This window comes from Aeromonas sp. CU5 (assembly GCF_002586745.1).
Lineage (GTDB): Bacteria > Pseudomonadota > Gammaproteobacteria > Enterobacterales > Aeromonadaceae > Aeromonas > Aeromonas sobria.
Genome location: NZ_CP023817.1, coordinates 4,123,533 through 4,139,569, shown reverse-complemented (window position 1 = coordinate 4,139,569; position 16,037 = coordinate 4,123,533). Strand labels below are relative to the sequence as shown.

At 63.1% G+C, this 16,037-nt stretch carries 15 protein-coding genes; 7 read left to right on the top strand and 8 right to left on the bottom strand.

What is annotated here, in order from left to right; genetic code table 11:
* Window positions 1–4: 4 nt before the first annotated feature.
* A complete protein-coding gene (locus tag CK911_RS18695) occupies window positions 5–853 on the bottom strand; it encodes a helix-turn-helix transcriptional regulator (protein WP_098971827.1) in 849 nt (282 codons plus the stop codon).
* Window positions 854–999: 146 nt separating this feature from the next.
* On the opposite strand from CK911_RS18695, the gene tyrS reads away from it, so the two are divergent.
* From tyrS to CK911_RS18680, 3 genes are all read left to right on the top strand, one after another.
* Window positions 1,000–2,265: a tyrosine--tRNA ligase gene (gene tyrS / locus CK911_RS18690; RefSeq protein ID WP_098971825.1), complete on the top strand. Its 1,266-nt coding sequence runs from the start codon at window positions 1,000–1,002 to the stop codon at window positions 2,263–2,265.
* A gap of 182 nt (window positions 2,266–2,447) precedes the next feature.
* The gene (locus tag CK911_RS18685) at window positions 2,448–3,359 is read left to right on the top strand and encodes a triacylglycerol lipase (protein ID WP_098971823.1); all 912 of its coding nucleotides are present in this window, start codon (window positions 2,448–2,450) and stop codon (window positions 3,357–3,359) included.
* The gene (locus CK911_RS18680) at window positions 3,356–4,105 is read left to right on the top strand and encodes a lipase secretion chaperone (RefSeq protein ID WP_098971821.1); all 750 of its coding nucleotides are present in this window, start codon (window positions 3,356–3,358) and stop codon (window positions 4,103–4,105) included. Before CK911_RS18685 ends, CK911_RS18680 begins: the two co-directional genes overlap by 4 nt.
* Window positions 4,106–4,141: 36 nt before the next feature.
* Here CK911_RS18680 and CK911_RS18675 read toward each other — a convergent pair whose 3' ends face one another.
* The 4 genes from CK911_RS18675 to sgrR all read right to left on the bottom strand — a co-directional run bounded on the left by CK911_RS18675 (window position 4,142) and on the right by sgrR (window position 9,575).
* Window positions 4,142–4,843: a hypothetical protein gene (locus tag CK911_RS18675; RefSeq protein WP_098972795.1), complete on the bottom strand. Its 702-nt coding sequence runs from the start codon at window positions 4,841–4,843 to the stop codon at window positions 4,142–4,144.
* Window positions 4,844–4,887: 44 nt separating this feature from the next.
* Complete coding sequence (locus tag CK911_RS18670; protein ID WP_042019823.1) at window positions 4,888–5,283, bottom strand: thioesterase family protein; 396 nt, start codon at window positions 5,281–5,283, stop codon at window positions 4,888–4,890.
* A 265-nt stretch (window positions 5,284–5,548) separates the two neighbouring features.
* Complete coding sequence (katG, locus tag CK911_RS18665) at window positions 5,549–7,726, bottom strand: catalase/peroxidase HPI (RefSeq protein ID WP_098971819.1); 2,178 nt, start codon at window positions 7,724–7,726, stop codon at window positions 5,549–5,551.
* A 145-nt stretch (window positions 7,727–7,871) separates the two neighbouring features.
* Window positions 7,872–9,575: an HTH-type transcriptional regulator SgrR gene (gene sgrR / locus CK911_RS18660; protein ID WP_172954058.1), complete on the bottom strand. Its 1,704-nt coding sequence runs from the start codon at window positions 9,573–9,575 to the stop codon at window positions 7,872–7,874.
* Window positions 9,576–9,675: 100 nt separating this feature from the next.
* On the opposite strand from sgrR, the gene CK911_RS18655 reads away from it, so the two are divergent.
* The 3 genes from CK911_RS18655 (at window position 9,676) to CK911_RS18645 (ending at window position 12,018) form a co-directional block, all read left to right on the top strand.
* Window positions 9,676–9,852, top strand: a complete 177-nt coding sequence (locus tag CK911_RS18655) for a hypothetical protein (RefSeq protein WP_098971815.1) — start codon at window positions 9,676–9,678, stop codon at window positions 9,850–9,852.
* A gap of 164 nt (window positions 9,853–10,016) precedes the next feature.
* Window positions 10,017–11,285 carry an O-acetylhomoserine aminocarboxypropyltransferase/cysteine synthase family protein gene (locus CK911_RS18650; RefSeq protein WP_098971813.1) on the top strand — a complete coding sequence of 423 codons (1,269 nt, stop codon included), beginning with the start codon at window positions 10,017–10,019 and terminating at the stop codon, window positions 11,283–11,285.
* 106 nt (window positions 11,286–11,391) lie between these two features.
* Window positions 11,392–12,018, top strand: a complete 627-nt coding sequence (locus CK911_RS18645) for a glutathione S-transferase family protein (RefSeq protein WP_098971811.1) — start codon at window positions 11,392–11,394, stop codon at window positions 12,016–12,018.
* Between the two features lie 67 nt (window positions 12,019–12,085).
* On the opposite strand, the gene CK911_RS18640 is transcribed toward CK911_RS18645, so the two are convergent.
* Window positions 12,086–12,985, bottom strand: coding sequence for a DMT family transporter (locus CK911_RS18640; RefSeq protein WP_098971809.1), 900 nt, complete (start codon window positions 12,983–12,985; stop codon window positions 12,086–12,088).
* Between the two features lie 119 nt (window positions 12,986–13,104).
* Window positions 13,105–13,545 (bottom strand): DUF2214 family protein, encoded by a 441-nt coding sequence (locus CK911_RS18635; RefSeq protein ID WP_098971807.1) that lies wholly within the window; start codon window positions 13,543–13,545, stop codon window positions 13,105–13,107.
* 83 nt (window positions 13,546–13,628) lie between these two features.
* Here CK911_RS18635 and CK911_RS18630 point away from each other — a divergent pair, with 83 nt between their 5' ends.
* Window positions 13,629–15,257: a sensor domain-containing diguanylate cyclase gene (locus CK911_RS18630; RefSeq protein WP_098971805.1), complete on the top strand. Its 1,629-nt coding sequence runs from the start codon at window positions 13,629–13,631 to the stop codon at window positions 15,255–15,257.
* A 110-nt stretch (window positions 15,258–15,367) separates the two neighbouring features.
* Here the strand turns inward: CK911_RS18630 and CK911_RS18625 are convergent, their stop codons facing one another.
* A complete protein-coding gene (locus tag CK911_RS18625; RefSeq protein ID WP_098971803.1) occupies window positions 15,368–16,021 on the bottom strand; it encodes an HAD family phosphatase in 654 nt (217 codons plus the stop codon).
* Window positions 16,022–16,037 lie beyond the last annotated feature (16 nt).

The window sequence follows — 16,037 nt, the reverse complement described above, 5'->3', positions numbered from 1 at the left end:
CGCCCTATGGCGGGCTCGCTTTATCTGCCTCCGATGAGACGGGGGATGCCTCCACCGGCGCTGTAATGAGGTGGTTCAGAAAGAGATTGAACAGCTCGGCCCGCGAGCCGAGCCGCAGCTTGCCATAGAGGTGCTTGCGGTGATTCTTCACCGTGCCGCTGCCAATCCCCAGCGCAGCGGCAATGGCCTCGGTATCCAGCCCCTGCAGCAGCAACTCCGCCACCTGCCGCTCGCGCCGGGTGAGCCTATCGCCCCCCACGCTCGCCATCGCCTGCTCCACCGCACTCTTGAGGCTGGCGCTGTCCGGCTGCGCAGTGCTCTGGGCCAGCAGCGGCGGGCTCTGCTGCCACTGTTGGCGACACAGCGAATGTACCAGCGGGAACAGCTGCTCCAGCCTCGCCAGCTCGCTTTGGCTCAAAGTGCTGCGCTTGTCGAGGCGGCCGAGAAACAGCATCAACGTCAGCCCGTCCCGCACCGGCAGGATCAGCCCCACCTCCTCCTGCCAGCCGGTGGCCTGATAGAAGTGGTGGCGATATTCAGGATCGAGCCGCCCTTGGGAGACCTGTGCCAGCGTCCAGACGCCAGCAGGCAAGCCCTGTTCCAGCGCCTGCATAAAGGGATCCTGACTGAAGTGGCTGGTGAGGTAGCGATCAAACAGCAGGGCCCGCTGATGGTTGAGGTTGTCGTAGAGATAGACGGGCCGCTGCCCCACCCCGAGCAGCAGGGCGCAATCAAACGCCACCTGTTGCTGGATCAGCCGCACCAGCGCCGCCGCAAAGGCGCTGCTGTGCAGGGCATCGACCACCTCGGTCATGCTGCGGGTCAGGGCATCTGTGGTCAATGGCTGGGTCATGGCGGCTCGTTTCCGGTGGCGGGGAGCGATTCCCCGCTATGGCTGGATGCTAGCACGAGAGTGGCAAAACTGTCCCTCAGGGGACATATCCGCCACCGGCCAGAACGGCGAGGATGACGGCTTTTCCCACTGCTATTGGAGCACCCATGATCAACCCCCACCTGCTCGATGAGCTGACCGAGCGCGGCCTTGTGGCCCAGAATTCCGACCCGGCGGCCCTGGCCGACCACCTCGCCACCCCGCGCACCGTCTACTGCGGGTTCGATCCCACCGCTGGCAGCCTGCATATCGGTCATCTGGTGCCACTGTTGATGCTGCGCCGCTTCCAGCTGGCGGGCCACACCCCGGTGGCGCTGGTGGGCGGGGCGACCGGCCTTATCGGCGATCCCAGCTTCAAGGCAACCGAACGCAGTCTCAACAGTGCCGACACCGTGCTGGGCTGGGTCGCCAGCCTGTCGGCCCAGATCAAGGCGCAGCTGCCCGCCGACGACGGCCTGTCAGCCCCGCAACTGGTCAACAATGGCGACTGGATGGGGCAGATGTCCGCCCTCGATTTTCTGCGGGATATCGGCAAGCACTTCTCGGTCAACGCCATGCTGGCGCGGGAGTCGGTGCGCCAGCGGCTGGCCCGTCCGGATCAGGGCATCTCGTTCACCGAGTTCTCCTACGCCCTGCTGCAATCCTACGACTTTGCGGTGCTGCACCAGCGACTCGGCTGCACCCTGCAGATTGGCGGCAACGACCAGTGGGGCAATATCACCAGCGGCATGGATCTCACCCGTCGCCTCCATCAGGCGCAGGTACACGGCATGACCCTGCCCCTTATCACCAAGGCGGACGGCACCAAGTTCGGCAAGACCGAGGGTGGAGCCGTCTGGCTCGATCCGGCGCTCACCTCCCCTTACGCCTTCTACCAGTTCTGGCTCGGCACCGCGGATGAGGATGTCTACCGCTTCCTGCGCTACTACAGCTTTATGTCGCTGACCGAGATTAATGCACTGGAGACGGAAGATGCCCAGAGGCAGGGGCGCAAGCAGGCCCAGCAGGTGTTGGCGAACGAGCTGACCGAGCTGGTGCACGGCAAGGCGGCGCTGGCAGCGGTGCAGCGCATCAGCGAGCTGCTGTTTAGCGGCGACGTGGCCCGCCTCGGCGAGAGCGATCTGGCCCAGCTGGCGCAGGATGGCATGCCGAGCAGCACCATCAGCGGCGAGACCGATCTGGTCACCCTGCTGGTCAGCTGCGGTCTGGCGAACTCCAGGCGCATCGCCCGCGAATTGCTGGCAGCGGGCGCCATCAGCCTCAATGGCACCATCAAGCAGGATGAGCAGCTGAATGCTGCGGATCGACTGTTTGGCCGCTACCTGCTGCTGCGCCGGGGCAAGAAGCAGTATCAACTGGTGGAGTGGCAATAAGCCGCAGGGCGGGGAGGTCAGCCTCCCGGCCCGCGCTGCACACAGGCCGATAACAATCCCTTTTGAATCCTGAGTTGCGATCCCCCTCACAGCCTCTCCCGTCAGCAGCCACCATACTGGCACCGGCGAACATGGAGTACGCCACACAATCTGTTCCTCACGAATCAACAAGGATGCTGATGATGAAGAGATGGCTTCTGGTGCTGCTCTGCACCCTGCCCATGCTGGCACACGCCAGCGGATATACCCAGACCCGCTACCCCATAGTGCTGGTGCACGGCCTGTTCGGCTTCGACAAGCTGCTCGGGGTCGATTACTTCTACGGCATTCCCCAGGCCCTGAGCCGGGATGGTGCCAAAGTCTACGTGGCTCAGGTGTCGGCCACCGCCAGCTCGGAGCAACGGGGCGAACAGCTGCTCGCCCAGGTTGAACTGCTGCTGGCTGCCACCGGCGCCGAGAAGGTCAACCTGATCGGCCACTCCCACGGCGGCCCCACCATCCGCTATGTCGCCTCGGTGGCGCCCGATCTGGTTGCCTCCGCCACCAGCGTCGGCGGGGTCAACTACGGCTCCGAGATTGCCGATCTGGTGCGGGCCAACGCCGCCCCCGGCAGCGCCGCCGAGAAACTGACCGCCGCCGCTGCCCACGCGCTATCTGGCATGATTTCACTGCTCTCGGGCGGGAGCCAGCTACCGCAAGATCCGGTCGCCGCACTCGATGCCCTCACCAGCAAAGGAGCCAGCCAGTTCAACCAGCGCTACCCGGAGGGGCTGCCCAGCCGCTATTGCGGCGAGGGGCCGATGCAGGCAGCCAACGGCGTCTACTACTTCTCCTGGAGCGGACGCGGCAACCTGACCAATCTGCTGGATCCGGTGGATCCTGCGCTGGCGCTGACCGGGGCTTTTTTCAAAGAGCCCAATGACGGGCTGGTCGGAGTCTGCAGCAGCCACCTCGGCAAGGTGATCGGCACCGGCTACCGGATGAACCATCTGGATGAGGTGAACCAGTCTTTCGGTATCCACCATCTGCTCGAGACCGATCCGATCACCCTCTATCGCCAGCACGCCAACCGCCTCAAGGAGCTGGGGTTATGAAGCGCGGCATACTGCTCGCCGTGCCCTGTACCATCACCCTGCTGATCGGCGGGGTGCTACTCTGGCCCACCGCACCGACGGCAGGCTCATCACCCGCTCAAGCCAACCAGCACGCCCAGAGCCAACCACACGATCCCGAGCAGGAGGCCGCCGATGCGCTGCAGGCCCGCTACCGCACCTTTGTCTCCGCCCAGAGCAGCCTGACGGTGCCCACCGAGATCACCCTCGCCAGCCTGCAGATCCTGTTTGACGAGCGGGAGCAGCTGCGCCAGCAGAGCTTTACCCCGGCCGAGCAAGCCCAGCTGTTTGCCGAAGATCGGCTGATGGAGCAGCTGACCCTGCGCCGCAGGGCACTGGCAGAGGCAAGGGATAGCGACAAGTCACAGCTGGCCAGCGAGCTGGATCTCTGGCTGGCGGAGCAGCCGGGCTGGTTTCGCGAGGCGGAGGCCAACAGCCGCCTGCTTAAGGAGTTGCAGGGGCTGGCGCAGATGGACCCGGCCAAACGGGATGCTCTGCTGCTGGAGACGGGAGGGCCGGAGGCGGTGGATCGGATGCGCCAGCTGGAGCAGAACCGGCAAGGGTTCAACGAGCAGCTCACCGGTTATCTGGCAGAGCGAAAACAACTGCCGAACGAGGCCCGGACCGAACAGCAGCAGGAGCTGCTGGCCCGCTGGTTTGAGCCCGGACAGTGGCGCCGGGTCGAGGCGCTCACCCGGCTCAAGCTGGGGGAACCACAGGCCGAATGAGAAGGGGGCCCGCGATGGGCCCCCTTGCTGCTGCGCTTATTGCGGCTTGTTGGCACCCGGCAGCGGCTGCCAGGTGAGGCGGGTTACCTGAGTGCCCTGCACCTCGCACTTGAGGCTCAGCTCCTGCCACCCTTTATCCTGGCGCAGGGAGACCTCCCCCTCGATCCCCTGCTCGCCAATCTTCAGCTTCTCCTGCTCGAATATCACCTTGTCGCCGTGGGCGAGCTCCATCAGTTTGCCGTTGCAGAGCCAGTGAGCGAGCTCCGCCCCCTTCAGCTTGACGCCCCCCTTGGCAGCCTTCTGTTCGGCCGCGCTCACCACAAACAGCTTGCTCAGCTCGGCGGCCCGCTTGGTGAGCCACGCCTGACGCTGCTGCATGCTCATCTTGCTGACGAACTCGGCAGGCTGGCCCTTCTCGTCCAGCCACTGGGTCAGCTTGCCGCTGTCGTCAAAGGCGAACTGGGCGGCGGGCTCTTTGACCCCGAACAGCTTGCCGCCCTTGAAGTAGTAGCGGCTCTCCCCTTCCAGCTTGCCCAGCTCGTTCATGATGGGCACGGCAATGATGACGGGGACGCCATCGATCCAGGCCTTGATATCGACGCCGTCATGGCTGAATTGACGGGTATCGAGGGCGTTCTCCGCCCCCTTATCAATCAGGGTAAACTGCTCGGCAAGAGAAGCGGCCAGAGAAGGGAGGGAGCAGAATCCCAGGGTCAGCGCGATCGCTGTGTTGCGCATTGAGTTGTACATAGCACTCCTGTGATGGGCCATCCGGCCCGTGGTTAACTCTCTGTCAGCCAGGCTCGTAACCCTTCCCGATGAGCATCGCTCAGGGGCAGGGATTGGCGGGCCCGGTAGTCAAAATGGATCAGGGTCGTTTCGGCGGTGACGGCCAGTTCGCCGCCCTGCCAGGCCTCCTGCCAGGCCGTGAAGGAGCTGGTGCCGATGCGGCGCACGCCAGTCTTGATGGTGACCGGCTGGCCGTAGAACAGCTCCCGTTTGAACTGCACCGTGTAGCCCGCAATGATCAGATGCCAGTTATGCACATCCAGCTCGGGGGAGAAGATCCGGAACAGGGGATCCCGCGCCGATTCGAACCAGACCGCCGGCACCGTATTGTTGATATGGCCGAGGGCATCTGTCTCTTGAAAGCGGGGTTGGATCTGCATTTCCAGCATGAGTTGACTCCTTGTCTCTTTGTTTCTGTCCTTGTCCTGTTCATGGGACATAAGTGGCCAATAGGTGGCCGCCAGGCATCATCAGCGGATCAGCATGTTACATGATACTGCTGGCCCAAGCACAGGGATGCCAGCAGCCCTGCGCGACCGGCCAGCGGATGTCGCAGCGCGGCGGATTGTAGGGCTGCACAGAAAAGCGGGCAGTAAAAAGCCCCGCACATCTTGGGTGTGCGGGGCTGGTGCAGATAACCAAACGGCTTGGGGACTAGCCGAGCAGATCGAAGCGATCCGCATTCATCACCTTGTTCCAGGCGGTGATGAAGTCACAGACAAACTTCTCCTTGTTGTCATCCTGGGCATAGACCTCGGCATAAGCGCGCAGCACCGAGTTGGAGCCGAACACCAGATCCACCCGGGTGGCCGTCCACTTCAGGGCGCCGCTGCGGCGATCGCGGATCTCGTAGAGATTGTTCGCTTTCGGCAGCCACTGGTAGCCCATGTCGGTCAGGTTGACGAAGAAGTCGTTGCTGAGTACCCCGACCCGATCGGTAAAGACCCCGTGCCCGGTACCGCCATGGTTGGTGCCGAGCACCCGCATCCCGCCGACCAGCGCCGTCATCTCGCAGGCGGTGAGCCCCATCAGCTGGGCGCGATCCAGCAGCAGCTCCTCCGCCGTCACCACATAGTCCTGCTTGAGCCAGTTGCGGAAGCCGTCGGCCAACGGCTCCAGCACCTCGAACGAGGCCACATCGGTCTGAGCCTGAGTGGCGTCCCCCCGGCCCGACGCAAACGGCACGCTCACCGTCACCCCGGCGGCCTGCGCAGCCTGCTCAATGGCGAGGTTGCCCCCCAGCACGATGAGATCCGCGACGCTGACGCCACACTCGGCCGCCAGCTTGTCATAGACCGCCAGCACCTTCGCCAACTTCGCCGGTTCGTTGCCCGGCCAATCCTTCTGCGGCGCCAGCCGGATGCGGGCGCCGTTGGCACCGCCCCGCTTGTCGGAGCCTCGGAAGGTGCGGGCGCTATCCCAGGCAATACTCACCCGCTCGCTGATGGAGAGGCCGCAGGCGGCAATCCTGGCCTTCACCGCCGCCACGTCATAATCGGCACGTCCGGCAGGCACCGGATCCTGCCAGATCAGATCTTCTGTCGGCACATAAGGGCCGACATAGCAGCTCTTCGGCCCCATATCCCTGTGGGTCAACTTGAACCAGGCGCGGGCGAAGGCGTCGGAGAAGGCCGCCGGATCATCGCGAAAGCGCTCGGCAATCTTGCGGTACTCGGGGTCGAATTTGAGCGCCATGTCGGCATCCGTCATCATCGGCTTGCAGCGAAGCGACGGATCTTCCACATCCACCGGCATATCCTCTTCGGCGATATTGATCGGTTGCCACTGATGGGCCCCTGCCGGAGATTTTTGCAGCCACCAGTCGTACTTGAACAGCAGATCGAAGTAGCCGTTGTCCCATTGGGTCGGGTGGGTGGTCCAGGCCCCCTCGATGCCGCTGGTCACTGTATTGCGGCCGATGCCACGGCTGTGGTGATTGATCCAGCCGAGCCCCTGCTCTTCGAGAGTGGCCCCTTCCGGCTCGGGGCCGAGCTGTTTGGCGTCGCCGTTGCCGTGGGCCTTGCCGACGGTGTGGCCACCGGCGGTCAGCGCTACCGTCTCTTCATCATCCATCGCCATGCGGGCGAAGGTGACCCGCATATCTTGCGCGGTTTTCAGCGGATCGGGCTGGCCATCCACCCCTTCCGGGTTGACGTAGATAAGCCCCATCATCACCGCCGCCAGCGGGTTTTCCAGATCCCGCTCGCCGGAGTAGCGACCACCCGGCTTGCTGCTGGGCGCCAGCCACTCTTGTTCCGAGCCCCAGTAGATATCCTTCTCCGGGTGCCAGATATCCTCGCGGCCAAAAGCGAAGCCGAAGGTCTTGAGCCCCATGGACTCATAGGCCACGGTGCCCGCTAGAATGATCAGGTCGGCCCAGCTGATCTTGTTGCCGTATTTCTTCTTGATGGGCCACAGCAGGCGACGGGCCTTGTCGAGGTTGGCGTTATCCGGCCAGGAGTTGAGCGGGGCGAAACGCTGGTTGCCGCTGCCGCCACCGCCGCGACCATCGGCGATGCGGTAAGTACCGGCCGAGTGCCAGGCCATACGGATCATCAGGCCGCCGTAGTGGCCCCAGTCGGCGGGCCACCAATCCTGACTGTCGGTCATCAGGGCGGTCACATCCTGCTTGAGGGCCGCCATATCGAGCCCCTTCAAGGCTTGCCGATAGTTGAAACCGGCCCCCAGCGGATTGGTCTTGGTATCGTGTTGGTGAAGAATGTCGAGGTTGAGGCTCTTCGGCCACCACGCCATTCTGGACGTCTCGACGGAGGTGGTTCCCCCGTGCATCACCGGGCATTTTCCTGCGGAACTGTCTGAATTGTTGCTCATCGTTTTCCTCATTTGCTCTGCTGTCCATAACCTGAAACAGCATGGCACAGAGGCATGACACAAACTGTGCAGCGGCGGCCGCTTTACGGATCTTTCACGAAAGCGGCCCCGGAATGCACATCAGCCGCGACAGGAATTGGACGAACTATGGCGCCTCTGCGGGCTGATGGGTCGGCTCGGGCCGCAGCCAGGCGCTGCGAAAATCGAACCAGCCGAGCGCGGTCATGCGAACCCCGTGCACGCCGACCCGGCTCTCCAGCTCCAGCCAGTGGTGAAACAGCGGCACAAACCAGCTCTGCTGCTGCACAGTTGCCAACAGGGCGCGAGGGCCGGGCTCCTCTCCGCTGGCGCGCCACTGCATCAACCCCTGCCACAGCTCGTGCTGACTGCCCCACACCTTGCGCAGCAACGGGGTGCCCTGCAACCAGGCGTAAGGGGCAAAGGGGCCGGCATGTTCGAGGTTGAGGGTGCCGAGCCAGAGATCCACATCCTCATCCTCGCCGCTCACCCAGCGACCGTAATCAAGGGTGCGCACCTCAAGCTCAATTCCCTGCGACCCTAGCAGGCTGCTCATGGCGTTGGCGCACTCGTTGAACTCCAGATGCTGATTGAAGCAGGCGAGCACCAGTCTCCTCGGCAGTTGCGCCGGTGTGGGCAACGGCGCGGGCAGCGCTTCGCGCCAGTGGGGCAGCAGGCCGAGGGCACTGGTCCAGCCCCGCTGCAACTCGGGGGCGACCCGCCCCATCAGGGCGACCGGATTAAGCAGCTGGCCGAGCCACTGCCGCAGGGCGGGATCCTGCAAGGATCCGGAACGATCATCCTGCAGCAGGAAGTAGCAGCCCGATTCGAGCTCCGACTCGCCGCGCATGGTGCCGAGCTCCGGGCTGTCGCGCCCCAGCTGCAGGTGGGTCTCCAGCCGCTCCGCCAATTCCGGCAGCATCCAGATGTCGATCTCGTCGAGCAGGGCCCGCAAACCGAAAAAATCGTCGAACGCGGCAAGGCAAAGATGCAGGGGATCGTTGGCGGCGACCCGGTAGGGGCCGGTGCCCACCGGTTGTAGGGCAAAGCCCGCCTCCCCCTTGAGCTCCCGCGGCAAGATGGTCGCCACCGGCTCCGCCAGCAGGTGGGGCAGCCAGGGATCCGGGCTGTCGAGATAGAGATCCAGAGTGCGCGGCCAGGGGCTCTCCAGCCGGTCCAGATGGGCGAACAGCGGGCGATCCCGCAGGGCCAGCAGGCTCTCCATCACATCCTCCACCACCAGCTCGCGACCGTGGTGAAAACGGACCGCCGGACGCAGGTAGAAGCGCCAGTGGCAGGGGCCCAGACACTCCCAGTGGTGGGCGAGATCCCCTTCGATTTCCCCATTTTCCTCATTTCGCCGGGTGAGGCCGTTGAAGATCTGGCGGCTCAGGTGGATTTCGGAGCGGCGCATCGGGCCGGTGGGCAGCAACTGCGGCAGCGGCCGGTAGTAGGGCACTCGCAGGATCTGGCGCCCCTCGCGGGTGGCCTGACCGAGCTGTTCGATCAGCAGCGGAGTGAGCAGATCGAGGCGATCTTCGGCCAACCGCACCGCCTGCGCCAGCTGGCCTTGACTGAGCAGATCCCGCAGCCGGCGCCGGGTCAGGCTCTCCTGACTGTCGAGCAGGGTGAGTCGGGAGCGCCGCCCCCGCCCCGCTTCCGCTGTCCAGCTGAGCCAGCCTTGATCCTGCATCCGCCGCAGCAACAGACGGGCGTTGCGCGGGGTGCAGCAGAGCAGCTCCGCCACCTCAGCGAGGCTGATCTCCCGCTCATCGCTGCCAAGCTGCTGGGCGAGACGTTGAAATTGCTGGTAGAGGCGACCGGTCGGCATAAAAGAGGAAATCCTGTTTCTGTAAGTCATCAGCTTTTACTTCCGCATTTTAGCTCAATACTGCTGATGAACGTGAGAACCAAAGCAGAGGAGCACCATCATGAGCCACGCCAACCCCCTCAAACCGAACCGGATCCAGCAGACCTTGCGCCGTTACTTCAAGCGGATCCTGCCGCGCCCGCTGTCGCTCGTCGAGGATCCCATGCAGCAGCTCAACCGCCTGATGCAGTGGGATATGCTGCATATCGACGACAAGGAGTATCGCCGCCGCCTCTGAGTACGGCAGGCCTACCCGCCATCGGAGCGCCATCCCCTTCGGGCGACATTGCTTTGCCGGATCTTGCTGTTTACATCGGCCACGAGCCTGATAGATTGGACGTCTATCCATCTATAACGGCTCAGTTATAACTGTGCCAAGCAACATCCAACAAGGAGTGTGTGATGAAAGATGCGACCCTGGCCCTGCACCACGGCTTTTCCAGCGACCCCACCACCAAGGCGGTCGCCGTGCCCATCTACCAGACGGTGGCCTACGAGTTCGAGAGCGCCCAGCACGGGGCGGACCTGTTCAATCTGGCGGTGCCGGGCAACATCTACACCCGCATCATGAACCCCACCAACGATGTGCTGGAGCAGCGGATGGCCGCGCTGGAAGGAGGGATCGCCGCGCTGGTGGTCTCGGCAGGTTCCGCCGCCATCACCTACGCCATTCAGGCGCTGACCGCCGCCGGTGACAACATCGTCTCCACCCCCCAGCTCTATGGCGGCACCTACACCTTGTTTGCCCACATGCTGCCGAGCTTCGGGGTCGAGGTGCGCTTCGCCAAGGATGACAGCGCCGAGGCCATCGCCGCCCTTATCGACGACAAGACCAAGGCGGTCTACTGCGAGAGCATCGGCAACCCGGCGGGCAACATCGTCGATCTGGCCGCACTGGCCAAGGCGGCCCACGCCCGTGGCGTGCCGCTCATCGTCGACAACACAGTCGCCACCCCGGTGCTGTGCAAACCCATCGAACACGGCGCCGACATAGTCGTGCACAGCCTGACCAAATATGTCGGCGGCCACGGCAACTCGCTGGGCGGCGTGGTGGTCGACTCGGGCAAGTTCCCCTGGGCGGATCACGCCGAGCGCTTCCCCCAACTGACCAAACCCGAGCCCTCCTACCACGGGGTGGTCTATACCGAGGCCTTTGGCCCGGCCGCCTTTATCGGGCGAGTACGCACAGTGCCGCTGCGCAATACCGGCGCGGCGCTGGCACCGATGAACGCCTTCCTGCTGCTGCAAGGGCTGGAGACCCTGAGCCTGCGCATGGAGCGCCACGTGGATAACGCCCTGCGGGTCGCCAACCACCTCAAGCATCACCCCAAGGTGGCCTGGGTCAGCTATGCCGGTCTGCCGGGTCATCCCCACTATCTGCTGGCGGAGAAGTACATGGCCGGTCGCCCCTCGGCCATCCTCTCGTTCGGTCTGAAGGATGGTTACGAGGCGGGCGTACGCTTCTACGATGCGCTGAAGATCTTCAAGCGGCTGGTCAATATCGGCGATGCCAAGTCGCTGGCCTGCCACCCCGCCTCCACCACCCATCGCCAGTTGAGCGAGGCCGAGCAGGCCAGGGCTGGCGTGAAACCGGAGATGATCCGGCTGTCGGTGGGGATCGAGGCGATCGAAGACATACTGGCGGATCTGGATCAGGCGCTGGAGGCATAAATCAGGCGTTGAGCGAGCGGGCATCAGCCCGCTCTTTTTTAGCTGCCGGTGAACCGCCATCCTCGCCCGTTCGTATACCCCATCCTGCCACCGAATCGAGGTCGTTATGATAGTCCTGCACCACCTGAACAAATCCCGCTCCCAACGCATCATCTGGCTGCTCGAAGAGCTGGGCCAACCCTATGAGATCAAGGCGTATCAGCGCGATGCCACCACCTTTCTGGCACCGCCCGAGCTCAAGGCCATCCACCCTCTCGGCAAGTCGCCTGTCATCGAGCTCAACGGCCGGGTGCTGGCGGAATCCGGCGCCATCACAGAGTACCTGATTGTCCGCCACGCCCCCGAGCGGCTGGCGCCAGCTCAGGATAGCCCCGACTACCCCGAATACCTGCAGTGGATCCACTTTGCTGAGAGCTCCGGTATCCTGCCGCTGCTGCTCGACATGTTCGTGCGCAAGGATGGCAGCCCGATGCGCTTCCTGCCGGACTACGCCAAGGCGGAGTGTGCCAAGGTGCTGGGCTACCTCAACGAGGTGCTGGCGACCCGTCACTATCTGGTGGGGGATCGCCTCTCCGGCGCCGACATCATGAACTCCTTCCTGGTAGATCTGCTGGCGCAAAGCGGCCAGCTGGCCCACTTCCCGCACCTGCAAGCTTACTGGCAGCGCCTCAATACCCATCCGGCCCGCCAGAAGGCAGTGGAGCTGGAGCGCGAGCTGGATCAACGCCCCTGATCCAAACCGCCACCATGCAAAACGCCCCGACAGTCGGGGCGTTTTTGTTATGCAGGCAAAGCGCGGTTTACTTGGTCAGCGGCACCTTGTCCCGACGCGACTTCCACCACCATCTCAAGCGGATCTGGGAGATCAGCATCCCTGCCAGCATCAGGGCGCAACCGGCGATGGCGCGCTCGTCCAGCGTCTCCCCCAGCAGTAACACGCCACCCACGGCGGCAAACACGGTCTCCAGACTGAGGATGATGGCGGCGTGGGCCGGATGGGCACCCCGCTGCCCCACCACCTGCAGGGTATAGCCGACCCCGACCGACACCAGCCCGGCATAGAGCAGCGCCTGCCAACCGGCCACGGCGCCAGCCACAGTCGGGGTTTCGATGACAAAGGCGGTAGCGAGGCTGAGCAGGCCGCAGACCACGAACTGCACCCCGGCCAGCTTGATGGGGGCGACCCGGTTGGAGTAGTGATCCACCAGCAGCAGATGAATGGCCCAGAACAGGGCACCGGCCACCTGCAGCAGATCGCCGTAGCCGATGGTGAACTCGTCGGTGACGCTCAGCACATAGAGGCCACTCAGCGCGATCAGGGCACCAATCCAGGTATTGAGCCCGCTCTTGTGGCGCAGCAGCAGCCCCAGCACGGGCACCAGAATGATGTAGAGCCCAGTGATGAAACCGGCCTTGGCGGCAGTGGTATAGAGCAGTCCCACCTGCTGCAAGGACGCGGCACAAAACAGCACCAGCCCGGCCAGCACGCCACCGATCAGCAGTTGGCGATGGTCGCCCACGACGGCAACAGGTTGTCGGGATTTGAGCCACCAGAGCAGCGGCAGCAGGGAGAGGGCACCGAGCAGAAAGCGCAGGCCATTGAAGGTATAGGGCCCCATGTGATCCATCCCGAGGCGCTGGGCGACAAAGCCCATACCCCAGATGGTGGCAGCCATCAGCAACATCAGATTGGAGCGCATGGCGATTCTTCCTTAAATCGGCGCGTAACGGGTTATCCGATCCAAGATACCCGCCTCCCTATCCTCTTGTCTCCACTCTCTTGCTTCTACTCTCTTCGCTGCAACCCTCTCACCACAGGTCACAGTAGTGGCGGCTTGGTGAGCACGGCCAGCAGGGCGACCAGCACCAGATTGCCCCGCAGGATCCAGACCACCCGGAAGTGCTGCTGGATGGAGATCATCGGCGCCTTGCCCAGACGCAGGGCGCGACGCCAGCGATAGAAGAGTCGGCTGGGGTAGTCGAGGGAGCAGACAATCAGCAGAAAAAGCCCCATTTTTAGGCCGTGAGCAGGATGGGCAAAGATCTCTGCCACCGAGCTGGCATGCTCATGGGCCAGCAGACAACCGGTGGCAAAGATGGAGAAGAGTGCCAGCGCCGCCACCCCATCTGCCAGCAGTAGACGGCGCACCCGCACCATATTTAGACCGCGACGAAAGATCCGATATTCGACACAGAGGGCCAGGATCAGCACAGCTATGCAGCCGTAGTGGGCCATGGAGAGCAGAGTGTGGTTCAGCATCGGAAAAATCTCATTTTCTGCCTTTAGACGAGCAGCACAGCATCATATATGCTGGTGTCACCCGAGCTGAAAAGGATCTGTTCATGTCCCCCGGCAAGCCCAAGAACACTTGGTCTTTAATCACCCGCATGCGGCTTGGCCTCCTCTTGCTCTTTATCCCCGTATTGCTGCTCGGCAGCATCTACTACCTGCATATGGAGCGCACCCTGCGCCACGAGCAGCAACAGAACCTGATTGCTCGCAACACCCAGTATTTCCATACCCTGATCGAACCCTATCTGGCGACCCTCAAACGCCAGTTTACGCTCATTTATCAGCAGGTAAATTATCAGGATTTCAGCGGCCCGGAGATCCGCAACGGCGAGCGCTACCTGCAACAGTGGCAGGCCTATCACAAGGTGATGGAGCTCGATTACGTCTATGTGGGCACCGAGCATCGCAAGATGCTGATCCACCCATCCTGGCAGGCCGACGAGAAGTTCGATCCCAGAACCCGCCCCTGGTATCTACTGGCTGCCAGCCACCCGAACCAGATTGTCTGGACCGATCCTTACTACGACTACACCCTTGGCACCCTCACCATGGCGCTGGCCAAGGTGATTGAAGATCCTGACGGCAAGCGGGTTGGCGTACTCTCGCTGGATACCCAGCTCACCCCACTCGCCAGCTGGCTCAACAGTCGGCACGAGCAGAGCCATTATCTGGGCAATGGCTATCAGATCCTGCTCAATCATGACGGGCTGGTGCTGGCCCATCCGGATCGCGAACGGGTATTCAAACCCCTCGCCCACCCCGACTGGCTGGCTCGGATGCAACAGCAGCAAGGGTTCTTCCTCGATGATGCCAGCGGCATGATGGTCTCCTACGACCGCATCCCGGAGCAGCGCTGGATCCTGCTCAGCGTGATCCCAACCGCAGGCCTCAATCAGATAATCGACAACGTATCCCTCAACGTGCTCGCCATGATAGCGCTCGCCTCCATCCTCTATCTGGTGCTGGCGCTGCGCTGGTCACGTTACTTCCGCCGCATGCTGCAGGAGATAAGTGGCATGATCCGGGCCAGTTTTAATGGTGACCAACGTGTACCTGAACGCCAGATGAGTGAGCTATCGGCTATTTACGCCGAGATGGATGCCGCCAGCAAAGAGGTCGCGGATGTGCGCCTGCAAGCCAATCAGGACAAACTCACCGGCCTCTACAACCGCCGCTTCTTCGACGAGTGCCTGCAAAAGCAGAGCGGCAGTGGCGCACCTTTCGGGGTGGTGATGTTCGATCTGGATGATTTCAAACGGGTCAACGATACCCACGGCCATCAGGCGGGGGACGTGGTGCTCAAACGGGTGAGCAAGCTGGGCATGAATCTGTTCCACGACTGGGGCTGGTTCTGCCGCTACGGCGGTGAAGAGCTGGTGCTGATCTTCCGGCTGGAGATGAAAATGAACGAGGTCGCCTCCCTGCTGGAGACCTTCAGGCTCGCGGTCGAGCAGCTGGAATGGCGCGAACCCGACCTCAGCATCACCATCAGCGGCGGGGCAGCCTTTAGCCACTCGGGCCTCTCGGCCAAAGAGCTGGTGGAGCTGGCCGACAAGGGGGTTTATCAGGCCAAGCGGGAGGGGAAAAACCGCATCTGCTTCCCCCAGAGTCGTGTCCATGACCCGATGGAAGAGGATCCCCCTCCTCACTTTAATCAGACTCGACGGCATGCCCATTAAGTGAAAGGGTGATCACCAGCGGGACACAAAAACCAAGAGAGAGGCAACTGCCTCTCTCTTGGTTTTTATCGCTGTTCTTGCCGCGTTTTAAGCCTGTGTGAGGGCGCGACTCAGCGCTGCCACTCCCACACCGGCCAACCCAGCTCCCCGGCCTGCTGGCGCAGCGCGGGGGCCGGATTGACCGCATGGGGATGGCTCACCGCCCGCAGCATCGGCAGATCGTTGTGGGAGTCGCTGTAGCCGAAACTCCCCTGCCATAGGTTGTCCCTGCCGGCAAACAGCTGGTTGATGCGGGCCACCTTGCCTTCGCGAAAACTGAGGGTGCCGCGGGTCTGGCCGGTCAGCATCCCCTCCTCCTCATCAAGCAGGATGGCGACGCAGTGATCCATCCCCAGCATCTTCGCCATGGGGGCCACCAGATGCTCGCCGGAAGCGGAGATCAGCACCAGATCGTCGCCCCGCTCCCGATGCCATTCGATACGCGCCAGCCCCTCGGGGTAGAGCCGCTCGCGCAGCACCTGCTCGGCAAAGTGGTGGCACTGCTGGCTGAGCCACTGGCGTGACTTGCCCGCCAGCGGCTGCAGGGTGAAAGCCATGTACTGGTGCATATCCATCTTGCCCTGATGGTAGAGGGACATCATCCCCTGCTCCTCAGCGATCATGCCCGCCGGAGCCAGCGATTCGGCCACCATGTACTCCAGCCAAAGGCTGGCGGAATCCCCGGCTATCAGGGTCTCGTCCAGATCAAACAGTGCCAGTGCCATGGGCGCTCCTCGCAGT